Below are 10,594 nucleotides of genomic sequence, written 5' to 3'. Positions count from 1 at the left end.
TCCAGTTCGTGAAACCGGCGAACAGCGGCGTCGCGAACATCAGCAGCATGATCGTGCCGTGCATCGTGAACGCCTGGTTGAACTGCTCGTTCGACATGATCTGCAGGCCCGGACGGGCCAGCTCGGCACGCATCAGCAGCGCCATCACGCCGCCGATCAGGAAGAACGCGAACGACGTGACCAAATAGAGCGTCCCGATCGTCTTGTGATCGGTGGTGGTGAGCCACTGCACGGCCCTGGTGTCTCTGATCCTCTTCACGCCCCGCCTGTGTCCGCGCCCCGCGCGTCGGTCACACTCAAGCGGCGCGACAAGCATCACGTGGGAAGGGTGTGACGATCCGGGCGGTGCCGGACACGAACGGGACATGAGCAACGACGAGATCTTCGCCGCTGCCTATCGCGAGCACTACTGGGCGGTCAGCCGCTATGTCGCCAGGCGACTTCAGGGGCGGGCCGGCGAGGTGGAGGAAGTGGTGGCGGAGGTGTTCACGGTCGCCTGGCGCCGCCGGGGCGACCTGCCCGAGGCACCGCTGCCCTGGCTGTACGGGGTGGCACGCAATTGCCTGGCGAACGCGGTACGCGGCTACGGGCGCCGGCGCCGGCTGGTGGACCGGATCGGCAACGACGAGACGGCGCACGGCCGCCACATCGTCGACAGCCCCGACGCCGAGGGTCCCGGTTCCTGGGTGCACGAGGCCCTGGACCGGCTCTCCCCGGCCGACCAGGAGGTGCTGCGGCTCGCGGCCTGGGAGGAACTCGGCCCCGACGAGATCGCCGTAGCCCTGGGCTGCGGCAGCCGGGCCGCCGCCATGCGCCTGCACCGGGCACGCGGCCGACTGCGGGCCGAGATCGACCGGCTGCGGCCCGCCCCGGCGGCCCCGTCACCCGCCCCCGCCGACGCGACGCTGTGCAAGGACCACGGACATGGCTGACGAACTCGAACTGCTGCGCGGCGCCGACCCGGTGCCGGCCGACGGCCCCCACCTCGCCGACGGGCCACTGGACGCCCGCGCCGAGGAGGCCCTGCGGCGCCTGCTGCACGAGGACACCCCGCGGCGCCGTACCCGGCTCCTCCGCACCCGGCTCCTCGCCACCCGTACGGGCCGCCGCGGTCCGCGCGCCCGGCCGGTCTGGGGCCTGGCCGCCGGCGTGGCCGTCCTCGCGGTCGCCGTCGGCGCCGTGCTCGGCGGTCCGGACACCCGGCAGGCCGTAGCCGCGCCCCGCCCGCTCACCGTCCAGGCCCGCGCCACGCCCGTACCCCTGAGGGACATGGTCGCGCTGGCCGACGCGGCGGCGGCCGCCGGTGAGCCGGCTCTGCGCAAGGGCACGCACGCGCAGTCGTGGAGTCTGGGCATGAGTGACGACAAGCCCCCGGTCGTGCTCCCCGAGGAACGGGTGGTGCGCTGGCGGGCGGACGCCAGCCACACCGAACTGGTCGTCGCCACCGACCCGCGCCGGCCCGGCCGGCCCGTCCTCAGCGACGAGGGCGACACCCCGCACGAGGTCGCGGACGGCCATGTCGTCAGCCGCACCACCTACCCGCCGATGTGGAGCGACGCCCCGCCGCAGGCCACCCCGCCGCACACCGCGGCGGCCCTGCGCGCCTACCTCACCGAGCTGGCCCGCCCCCAGGCCGACCGCGGCACGGCCCCGCTGCGCACCGGCGAACTCCTCGACGCCACCGCCGAGCTCCTCGACAACTGGACCCTCGGCGCCCGCGAGTCGGCCGCGCTCGTCCGGCTGTTCGCCGGGGCCGACGGGCTGCGGCCGGCCGGCGACGTCACCGACCGCCTGGGCCGCCGGGGGCACGCGTACGTGTACGACGACGGGCGCGTCCGGCACATGCTGATCCTGGAACCGCGCACCGGCACCGTCCTCGGCATGGAGGACACCTTCGCCGTGGCCGTGCCCGCGTACGGGGTGAAGGCCGGTGACGTCATGGGGTACAGCGCCTGGATGCGCTGATCACGTTCCGGGCCACCGGGCGGCGGCCCCGGTCCGCCCGGCGACCGCCGGCGTGTGCCGGACGACCCTCGGGGTGTGCCGTGTGCCGCTCACCGGGGCCGGACGCGCCGGGGGCGAGGCGCGCGCGGCAGCTGGGGGTGCGGGCGGGGATGTGCTGCCCGCAGCGCCGACCGCAGCAGCACGGCGGACGCGCGCAGGCCCGCCGCGGTCACCGGGCCCGACAGCCGGGGGCGGGCCGGACGCGCCCGCCCCAGCGTCGCGCGGGCCGAGAAAGTCCAGGTCAGCCTGGAGCTGACCTGGACCCTCGCGAACCTTCTGCCTACTCGTCCCATGCCTGGATCAGAATCTGTTCGGTGATCTTCCCGTCCCGCAGGGAGATCATCGACTCGGCGAGAACCCGGGTGCCGTCGCCGTACTGGCAGGTCTCGGTGAACGCGGCGTGGTCGCCCTGCACGACGCACCGGTCCAGCCGGTGTGTCATGTCGCGGCTGTAGATGTCGTCCAGCATCTCGGCTATCTGCCCCCGGCCGTGCAGGACCTTGGGGTGGCTCGGCTGGGAGTTGCGGTCGATGATGCGGATCTCCGCGTCGTCCGTGTAGAGGGCCAGCAGGGAGTTGCCGGTGGTGCCCTCCACGGCCCGGCGCAGCGTCTCGGTGTCGAACGAGGAGCCTGTCGCGGTGCCCATGGTGACCTCCTTCGGGCGCCCGCGGCCCGGCGGGGAGCGGACCGCACGGGCCCCTCCTCCGAGACTCCTCCGCCCCGACGGCCACGGCAAGCGCAGGCCTCCCGCTCCGCCTCACGAGTGAGCCCGGCCCGGCGGCCGTGTCCGGCAGGGGGCCACGGCCGTTGCTGAGGACATGATCTCAACACGACGTATCGTCGCCGCCGTCGGTCTGGCCGCCGGGGTCACCGGCCTCGCCGCCCCGCTGGCCGGCGCGGCCGAGGCGAGCGCACCGCACACCGGGCGGATCAACCCGATGACCGTGGTGGACACGCTCGCCGCCGGTGACCTCCCCGCCCAGGAGCAGGCCCGGATGCCCCGGGTCTCCCAGCAGCTGAGCCGGCTCAACCAGGTCAGCGAGCTGAACCGGCTGAACGAGCTGCACCAGGTCACCGACCTCGCCGCCCCCGTGACCGGCCTGCTGCCCGCCGTCGCGACCTGAGCCCCCCCGCACACCGGACAGGCGCCCCGGCCGGCAGGCTTCCCCTCCGGGCCGGGCGCGCCGCCACCGGCCCGACGGCCGCTCACGCGCGCGGAGCGGCAAGACGCACCCGGCACGAGTGACATGACGGGGAGCGGAATGGGCCGGTCGGCCCGCCGCACGCGTAGGGTCGGTTCCGAAGGATCATCGAGGAAAAGGGGCCAGGCCATGGCGCAGGAAGTACGCGGCGTGATCGCACCGGGGAAGGGCGAGCCCGTACGGGTCGACACGATCGTGGTCCCGGACCCGGGACCCGGCGAAGCCGTCGTCCAGATCCAGGCCTGCGGTGTCTGCCACACCGACCTGCACTACAAGCAGGGCGGCATCTCCGACGACTTCCCCTTCCTCCTCGGCCACGAGGCCGCCGGTGTCGTGGAGTCGGTCGGCGAGGGTGTCACCGACGTGGCCCCCGGTGACTTCGTCGTCCTCAACTGGCGTGCCGTGTGCGGCCAGTGCCGCGCCTGTCTGCGCGGCCGCCCCTGGTACTGCTTCAACACCCACAACGCCCGGCAGAAGATGACCCTCGCGTCGACCGGGCAGGAGCTCTCCCCGGCGCTCGGCATCGGCGCCTTCGCCGAGAAGACGCTCGTCGCGGCCGGCCAGTGCACCAAGGTCGACCCGGCCGTCTCCCCGGCCGTCGCCGGGCTGCTCGGCTGCGGCGTGATGGCCGGCATCGGCGCCGCCCTCAACACCGGCAACGTCGGGCGCGGCGACTCCGTCGCCGTCATCGGCTGCGGTGGGGTCGGCGACGCGGCGGTCGCCGGGTCCCGCCTCGCCGGCGCGGCGCGGATCATCGCCGTCGACATCGACGACCGCAAGCTGGAGAAGGCGCGCGCGCTGGGCGCCACCCACACGGTCAACTCCAAGGACACCGACCCGGTCGAGGCGATCCGCGAGCTCACCGGCGGCTTCGGCGCCGACGTGGTCATCGAGGCGGTCGGCCGTCCCGAGACGTACAAGCAGGCGTTCTACGCCCGCGACCTGGCCGGCACCGTTGTCCTCGTGGGCGTGCCCACCCCCGAGATGAAGCTCGAACTGCCGCTGCTCGACGTCTTCGGCCGCGGCGGCGCGCTCAAGTCGAGCTGGTACGGCGACTGCCTGCCCTCCCGGGACTTCCCCATGCTCGTCGACCTGCACCTGCAGGGCCGGCTGCCGCTGGACGCGTTCGTCACCGAGACCATCCAGCTCGACGAGGTGGAGAAGGCGTTCGAGCGGATGCACCACGGCGACGTGCTGCGCTCGGTGGTGGTGCTCTGATGACCGTCCGGATCGAACGCCTGGTCACCTCAGGGCAGTTCACCCTCGACGGCGGCACCTGGGACGTCGAGAACAACGTGTGGATCGTCGGCGACGAACGTGAGGTGATCGTCATCGACGCCGCCCACGACGCCGAGGCCATCGCCCGCGCCGTGGACGACCGGCGGCTGATCGCCATCGTGTGCACCCACGCGCACAACGACCACATCGACGCCGCTCCCGCGCTGGCCGACCTCACCGGAGCCACCATCTGGCTCCACCCGGACGACCTGCCGCTGTGGAAGCTCACCCACCCCGACCGCGAACCCGACCGGCACCTCGCCGACGGCCAGGTCATCGAGGCCGCGGGAGCCGACCTGACCGTCCTGCACACCCCCGGCCACGCACCGGGCGCCGTATGCCTGTACGACCCCGGGCTGGGCGTCGTCTTCACCGGCGACACCCTCTTCCAGGGCGGGCCCGGAGCCACCGGACGCTCGTTCTCCCACTTCCCGACGATCGTCGACTCCATCCGTGACCGGCTCCTCACCCTCCCGCCGGAGACCAAGGTGCTCACCGGACACGGCGACGCCACGACCATCGGGGACGAGGCCCCCCACCTGGAGGAGTGGATCGCGCGCGGCCACTGAACCGGGCCCGTGAGACCCGACAGGAAACACGACAGAAGATGTCCGGCTTCCCGGGAAGAGTGAGGGGCGACAGCAGTCGCACCGCACGGGAGGCCGGACATGTCGGGGTCGTTGCAGGGCAGGGTGGCGCTGGTCGCGGGGGCGACCCGGGGCGCCGGACGGGGCATCGCCGTGGAGCTCGGCGCCGCCGGCGCCACCGTCTACGTCACCGGGCGCAGCACCCGCGCCCGTCGTTCGGAGTACGACCGCCCGGAGACCGTCGAGGACAGCGCCGACCTCGTCACGGCGGCCGGCGGGCGTGGCATCGCCGTCCCCGTCGACCACCTGGAGAGGTCCGCGGTACGGGACCTGGTGGACCGGATCGCGGACGAGCAGGGCCGCCTGGACGTCCTGGTCAACGACATCTGGGGCGGCGAGAAGCTCTTCGAGTGGGACACGCCGGTCTGGGAGCACGACCTGGACAACGGGCTCCGGCTGCTCCGGCTCGCCGTCGAGACGCACGCCGTCACCAGTCACTTCGCGCTGCCGCTGCTGTTGCGCCGCCCCGGCGGCCTGGTCGTGGAGGTCACCGACGGCACCGCCGACTACAACCGCGACACCTACCGGGTGAACCTCTTCTACGACCTCGCCAAGGCCTCCGTGCTGCGCATGGCCTTCGCGCTGGGGCACGAACTCGGCCCGCGCGGTGCCACCGCGGTCGCGCTCACCCCGGGCTGGATGCGCTCGGAGATCATGCTGGACGCGTTCGGTGTCCGCGAGGACAACTGGCGCGACGCCCTGGACCGCGAGCCGCACTTCGCCGTCTCCGAGACCCCGCGCTTCGTCGGCCGCGCCGTCGCGGCGCTCGCCGCGGACCCCGGCGTGGCGCGCTTCAACGGCCGCTCGCTCTCCAGCGGCGGCCTCGCCCGTGAGTACGGCTTCACCGACCTCGACGGCAGCCGGCCCGACGCCTGGCGCTATCTGGTCGAGGTGCAGGACGCGGGCAGGCCGGCGGACGCCACCGGATACCGCTGAGGCATCACAAGGAGAGTGCCGGGCGCGGTCGCGGACGCGGGCGTGCGGCCCCTGTCGTAAAAGATCGTCGTGGCCCTACCGTCGCCCCATGACCGATCTCGAACGCTTCGCAGGACACGGGATTCTCGTCACGGGCGCGGCCCGGGGCATCGGGGCGGCGACCGCGCGGCGGCTCGCCGAGGAGGGCGGCCGGGTGCTCGTGACCGACCGGGACGCGGCGGAGGCGGAGCGGACGGCGGCCACCCTGCGCGGGCTCGGCCGCACCGCCGAGGCGTGCGCCTGCGACGTCGCCGACCGGGAGTCCGTCGAGTCGGCCGTGGCCCGTGCGGTGGCCGCCTTCGGCGCGCTCGACGTGCTGGTCAACTGCGCCGCCCACTGCAGCCCGGACGTGCCGTTCTTCGAGGACGACCCCGACGAGGCCTGGGCCCGCGACCTCGACGTCACCCTCACCGGCGCCTACCGCTGCTGCCGCGCCGCCCTGCCCCACCTGGCCGCCTCCGGGCGCGGCGCCATCGTGGGCATCGGCTCCGTCAACGGGCTGCAGGACTTCGGCAACCACGCCTACAGCGCCGCCAAGGCCGGGCTCGGCTCGCTCACCCGCACGCTCGCCGGGCACGCCGCCTCCCGCGGGGTCCGGGTCAATCTCGTGGCGCCGGGCACGGTGCGCACCTCGGCCTGGGAGGGGCGCGACGACGAGCTGGCCGCCGTCCGTGGCCTCTACCCGCTCGGCCGGGTCGGGGAGCCGGACGACATCGCGGCCGCGGTGGCCTTCCTCGCCTCACGCGACGCCGCCTGGATCACCGGTACCACCCTCGTGGTCGACGGCGGCCTCACCGCCGTCAACACCGGGTTCCGCACGGCACTGCGGCAGCCGTAAGACGTGGTGCGCGAGGGGCGCCCGTGGTCACGGACGCCGGCGTAGTTCACCGTTTCGTCACAGCCTGGCCGGAACCACAACCGTCGGACCCGCCGGCAGGTCTAGTAGGCGGAAGCCGCGGGAATCGCGAAGAGAACACTCGGGGGAGCCCCCGGGGACGAAGGGGACAGGGGACGAGATCCATGGGGGACATACGCAGACGAGGTGCCGTCGCGCTGGGCCTGGCCGGGCTGGTGGCGCCGCTCACACTCGCCGCCACCGCGGCACCGGCCCAGGCCGCGAGCTGCACCACGCAGGCCGGGCCGTACCAGAAGCAGGTGGAGAAGTTCCTCGGCCGCACGGTCGACGGCAAGCAGTCCTCGGGCGACTGCAAGGCCATCCAGGCCTTCCAGAACAAGCACGGCATCACGCCCGCCATCGGGTACGCCGGTCCCGTCACCTGGGGCGTGATGGACCTGATGAACAAGCAGAAGGCCGTGGGGAACAACCCCAACAAGGACGGCAAGTGCCCGGTGAACAAGGGCCGCATCGCCTGTGTGAACCTCACGCTCCAGCTGAGCTGGATCCAGGACGGGAGCAGGCTCGTCTACGGGCCCGTGCCGGTGCGCACCGGCCGTGACGGCTACGAGACCCGTACCGGCCTGAAGAAGATCTACTGGCGTGACATCGACCACGTCTCGAACATCTACAACGTGCCGATGCCCTACAGCCAGTTCTTCGACGGCGGCCAGGCCTTCCACTCGGTCAACCTCAGCATGTGGAACCCGCCGGGTTCGCACGGCTGTGTGAACATGACCACGACCACCGCGAAGAAGTACTGGTCGCTGCTGAAGAAGGGCGACGACGTCTTCGTGTACGGCCGCAAGCCGGGCACCTGATACCGGCCGAATCGCCGCGCGGATCGGCCGCGTTGAGGCGTGACGTGGTGACGTGATGAGCAACACGGTCCGATATGTCCGTATCGGGGGTGCTTGCTCACACCGTCTTCACGTCGAGCGGCATATGCTTCACAGCATGTCCACCTATGTTGAAACCGTCTCCGAGCGATCGGCCGCGGAGGTCAACGAGGAGATCAGGGCCCTGTGGCGCCGGTCGGGCGGGACACTTAGCACCGAGCAGCGCGCGGAGTACCAGCGCCTCGTGATGGAGTGGGCCGCCGCGGCCCCGGAGCCGCACCGGGCGGCCTGAACCGGCCGGCGGACCACCGCCCCGATCCCCCGGGCACCCGTGACCGCACGGGTGCCCTTCTCGTACACCTCCGGGAAGCCGGACGGCTCCCGACTCGTCAGCCCCACGTCGCCGAGTAGTGCCGCTGGTACGCCCTGCGGTCCTGCTCGGCCCGGATGTACCGGGTCCCGACCAGCGCGATCAGACTGCCCGCGATCACCAGCAGCCCCGGACCGACGGTCCGGGTGTCCGTCAGCCGCGCCAGCAGCGTCTGCCCCTCCGCGGTGCCCGTCACCGGAGCCGAGGAGCCGGGCGAGGCCGCGCTCGGCGCCGCGCCCTGCGCCGCCGGTGCGGACGGCGCGGCCTTCTGCGCACCGCCCGCGTTCCCCGCCGCCACCAGGAGCCGCACGTTCAGCGCCGCCATCGCCTTGGTCACGGGCTGGAAGAACGTCGTACCGCCCGCGGTGCAGTCGCCGCTGCCGCCCGACGTGACACCCAGCGCGACCCCCTCGGAGAACAGCGGCCCGCCGCTGTCGCCGGGCTCGGCGCACACATCGGTCTGGATGAGCCCGGTGACGGTGCCCTCGGGATAGTTCACGGTCGCGTTCAGCCCGGTCACCTGGCCGTCGTGCAGCCCGCTGGTGCTGCCGCTGCGGAACACCCGCTGCCCCACCGACGGGTCGGCCGCCCCGGTGATCCGCACCCCCTTGCCGCCGCCGAGGGCGACCACGTCGGCGCCCTCACCCGCCTTGCCGGAGTTGTACTGCACGAGCGAGAAGTCGTTGCCGGGGAAGGTGCTGCTGACCGTGCGGCCCAGTTGCTGGTTGCCCTGGTTGTCGGCGAACCAGATCGATCCGGAGGGACCGCAGTGGCCGGCGGTCAGGATGAAGTCGCTTCGGCCGTCGGTGACGTTGAACCCCGCCGAACAGCGGCCGCCCGTCGACAGGATCGGCTGGGCCCCGTTCAGCCGGGGTGTGAAGGCGCCCTTCATGCGCTCCATGCGCACGAAGGTGCCGATCCCCGAGGCGACCCGGTTCATCCGGGACCAGTCGGCCGCCGACACGGTGCGGTCGGCCAGCACCACCACCTGGTTGGTGCGGTAGTCCACCGACCACGCGGTGCCCGCCACCCGGGGCGCCGAACGCAGCGTCGAGGTCGCCGACTTGAGCTCGTTCATGCTGTGCGGCACGAGCTTGGCCTCGGCCCCCGCCCGCCGGACCGCGCGCGCGGCCGAGTCGTCGGTCACCGCCACGACCGGCCGCCCGTCGGCCCCGATCCAGTTGCCCGCCGTCCGCGCCGTGCCCAGCCGCGCCACCAGCGCGGCTCCGGGGTCGGCGGCCGTGCCGGACGCGGCGAACGGCCTGGCGGACGCCGGGGGAGTCTCGCTCGCCATGGCCGCCTGCGCGACCATCACACCTCCCGCCAGGAGTCCGCCGACCGCCGCCAGCCGTGTCACTCGCCTCACGACCCGTCGTCGTGCGTGCCTCATGCCTGGCTCCCGAACCCCGGACGCGCGGTGCCCGGACGGCACCGCGGGACCCTCCGGTCGTCGAGGGCCCGTGCATGAGTACGGGGCCCGGCCCGGCCGCGTTCACCGGCGGTGGTGACCTTCTCGGCCTTCCGGTCCCGGCTCCCGCGCGTGCCGTCAGTTCTTGCGCGCCACTCCGCCGAACATGGCGACCTCCTCCGGCTCCGTCCCGTCACCGCCCTCCGGGCGCCAGCGCGAGCAGGACACCACGCCCGGCTCCAGCAGTTCCAGGCCGTCGAAGAACCGGGTGACGTCCTCGGGGGTGCGCTGGGTCAGCTTCGGCGTGCCGTGCTCGTTCCAGAACTTGACCGCCTCGTCCACGTCGGGCATCGACGGGCTGGTCACCGTGTGCGACAGCACCAGGTGGCTGCCTGCCGGCAGTCGGTCCGTCAACTGCCGCACCAGGCCGTACGGGTCCTCCTCGTCGCCGATGAAGATGACCACGCCGAGCAGCATCAGCGCCACCGGCTCGCTGAAGTCCAGCGTCTTCGAGGCGTGTTCCAGGATCGCGTCGACGTTGCGCAGGTCCTCGTCCAGGTAGTCGGTACGGCCCTCCGGGGTGCTGGTGAGCAGCGCCCGGGCGTGCGCGAGGACGAGCGGGTCGTTGTCGACGTACACGATCCTCGTCTCCGGCGCGATGCGCTGGGCGACCTCGTGCGTGTTGTCGGCGGTGGGCAGCCCGGTGCCGATGTCGAGGAACTGGCGGATGCCCAGGTCGCCCACCAGGTGGCGCACCGCCCGGCCCAGGAACAGCCGGTCGGCGCGCGCGTACTCCCCGATACCCGGGTGCAGTTGGCGGATCTGGTCGCCGGCCGCGCGGTCGACCTCGTAGTTGTCCTTGCCGCCGAGCCAGTAGTTCCATATCCGGGCCGTGTGCGGCTGTCCGGTGTTGATGCGGGCGCGCAGCGAGACGGCCACGTCGTTGGTGGCTGCGGGGTTGTCGGTCACGTGGGTC

Annotated in this window: 13 protein-coding genes; 9 read left to right on the top strand and 4 right to left on the bottom strand. The window is 73.0% G+C overall.

Annotated elements, in window-relative coordinates:
• Positions 1-316, bottom strand: a 316-nt coding sequence (locus tag PV343_RS36635; protein WP_415923540.1) for a cbb3-type cytochrome c oxidase subunit I, incomplete at its 3' end; no start/stop codon positions are given.
• 49 nt (positions 317-365) lie between these two features.
• On the opposite strand from PV343_RS36635, the gene PV343_RS36630 reads away from it, so the two are divergent.
• Together PV343_RS36630 and PV343_RS36625 are read left to right on the top strand one after the other, a co-directional pair.
• The gene (locus tag PV343_RS36630) at positions 366-932 is read left to right on the top strand and encodes an RNA polymerase sigma factor (protein ID WP_319151356.1); all 567 of its coding nucleotides are present in this window, start codon (positions 366-368) and stop codon (positions 930-932) included.
• Positions 925-1,965, top strand: a complete 1,041-nt coding sequence (locus PV343_RS36625; RefSeq protein WP_319151355.1) for a CU044_5270 family protein — start codon at positions 925-927, stop codon at positions 1,963-1,965. The genes PV343_RS36630 and PV343_RS36625 overlap by 8 nt, the downstream gene beginning before the upstream one ends.
• A 319-nt stretch (positions 1,966-2,284) precedes the next feature.
• Here PV343_RS36625 and PV343_RS36620 read toward each other — a convergent pair whose 3' ends face one another.
• Entirely contained in the window at positions 2,285-2,650 is a 366-nt protein-coding gene (locus PV343_RS36620) for a nuclear transport factor 2 family protein (protein ID WP_319151354.1), read from the bottom strand.
• A 172-nt stretch (positions 2,651-2,822) separates the two neighbouring features.
• Here PV343_RS36620 and PV343_RS36615 point away from each other — a divergent pair, with 172 nt between their 5' ends.
• From PV343_RS36615 to PV343_RS36585, 7 genes are all read left to right on the top strand, one after another.
• On the top strand, positions 2,823-3,128 hold the full coding sequence (locus PV343_RS36615) for a hypothetical protein (RefSeq protein ID WP_319151353.1): 306 nt from the start codon (positions 2,823-2,825) through the stop codon (positions 3,126-3,128).
• A 207-nt stretch (positions 3,129-3,335) separates the two neighbouring features.
• The gene (locus PV343_RS36610) at positions 3,336-4,424 is read left to right on the top strand and encodes an S-(hydroxymethyl)mycothiol dehydrogenase (protein WP_319151352.1); all 1,089 of its coding nucleotides are present in this window, start codon (positions 3,336-3,338) and stop codon (positions 4,422-4,424) included.
• Complete coding sequence (locus PV343_RS36605; protein WP_319151351.1) at positions 4,424-5,053, top strand: MBL fold metallo-hydrolase; 630 nt, start codon at positions 4,424-4,426, stop codon at positions 5,051-5,053. Before PV343_RS36610 ends, PV343_RS36605 begins: the two co-directional genes overlap by 1 nt.
• A 99-nt stretch (positions 5,054-5,152) precedes the next feature.
• Positions 5,153-6,067: an SDR family oxidoreductase gene (locus tag PV343_RS36600; RefSeq protein WP_319151350.1), complete on the top strand. Its 915-nt coding sequence runs from the start codon at positions 5,153-5,155 to the stop codon at positions 6,065-6,067.
• An 88-nt stretch (positions 6,068-6,155) separates the two neighbouring features.
• Positions 6,156-6,944, top strand: a complete 789-nt coding sequence (locus tag PV343_RS36595; RefSeq protein ID WP_319151349.1) for an SDR family NAD(P)-dependent oxidoreductase — start codon at positions 6,156-6,158, stop codon at positions 6,942-6,944.
• Positions 6,945-7,126: 182 nt separating this feature from the next.
• Positions 7,127-7,822 (top strand): L,D-transpeptidase family protein, encoded by a 696-nt coding sequence (locus tag PV343_RS36590; protein WP_319151348.1) that lies wholly within the window; start codon positions 7,127-7,129, stop codon positions 7,820-7,822.
• Between the two features lie 124 nt (positions 7,823-7,946).
• Complete coding sequence (locus tag PV343_RS36585; RefSeq protein WP_319151359.1) at positions 7,947-8,132, top strand: hypothetical protein; 186 nt, start codon at positions 7,947-7,949, stop codon at positions 8,130-8,132.
• Between the two features lie 97 nt (positions 8,133-8,229).
• Here the strand turns inward: PV343_RS36585 and PV343_RS36580 are convergent, their stop codons facing one another.
• Positions 8,230-9,600, bottom strand: coding sequence for a S1 family peptidase (locus tag PV343_RS36580; RefSeq protein ID WP_319151347.1), 1,371 nt, complete (start codon positions 9,598-9,600; stop codon positions 8,230-8,232).
• A 156-nt stretch (positions 9,601-9,756) separates the two neighbouring features.
• On the bottom strand, positions 9,757-10,587 hold the full coding sequence (locus PV343_RS36575; protein ID WP_319151346.1) for an SAM-dependent methyltransferase: 831 nt from the start codon (positions 10,585-10,587) through the stop codon (positions 9,757-9,759).
• Positions 10,588-10,594: the final 7 nt, after the last annotated feature.

It is taken from the genome of Streptomyces sp. WI03-4A (assembly GCF_033792105.1).
Classification (GTDB): domain Bacteria; phylum Actinomycetota; class Actinomycetes; order Streptomycetales; family Streptomycetaceae; genus Streptomyces; species Streptomyces collinus_A.
Note: the sequence above shows the minus strand (reverse complement) of the source record. Positions and strands in the feature narration are given on the sequence as shown.

Bases quoted from the DNA above. Each gene is read 5' to 3' on its own strand.
- PV343_RS36595 (WP_319151349.1), top strand. From the start codon at position 6,156: ATGACCGATCTCGAACGCTTCGCAGGACACGGGATTCTCGTCACGGGC.
- PV343_RS36630 (WP_319151356.1), top strand. From the start codon at position 366: ATGAGCAACGACGAGATCTTCGCCGCTGCCTATCGCGAGCACTACTGG.
- PV343_RS36605 (WP_319151351.1), top strand. From the start codon at position 4,424: ATGACCGTCCGGATCGAACGCCTGGTCACCTCAGGGCAGTTCACCCTC.
- PV343_RS36615 (WP_319151353.1), top strand. From the start codon at position 2,823: ATGATCTCAACACGACGTATCGTCGCCGCCGTCGGTCTGGCCGCCGGG.
- PV343_RS36600 (WP_319151350.1), top strand. From the start codon at position 5,153: ATGTCGGGGTCGTTGCAGGGCAGGGTGGCGCTGGTCGCGGGGGCGACC.
- PV343_RS36620 (WP_319151354.1), bottom strand. From the start codon at position 2,650: ATGGGCACCGCGACAGGCTCCTCGTTCGACACCGAGACGCTGCGCCGG.
- PV343_RS36580 (WP_319151347.1), bottom strand. From the start codon at position 9,600: ATGAGGCACGCACGACGACGGGTCGTGAGGCGAGTGACACGGCTGGCG.
- PV343_RS36590 (WP_319151348.1), top strand. From the start codon at position 7,127: ATGGGGGACATACGCAGACGAGGTGCCGTCGCGCTGGGCCTGGCCGGG.
- PV343_RS36625 (WP_319151355.1), top strand. From the start codon at position 925: ATGGCTGACGAACTCGAACTGCTGCGCGGCGCCGACCCGGTGCCGGCC.
- PV343_RS36610 (WP_319151352.1), top strand. From the start codon at position 3,336: ATGGCGCAGGAAGTACGCGGCGTGATCGCACCGGGGAAGGGCGAGCCC.
- PV343_RS36585 (WP_319151359.1), top strand. From the start codon at position 7,947: ATGCTTCACAGCATGTCCACCTATGTTGAAACCGTCTCCGAGCGATCG.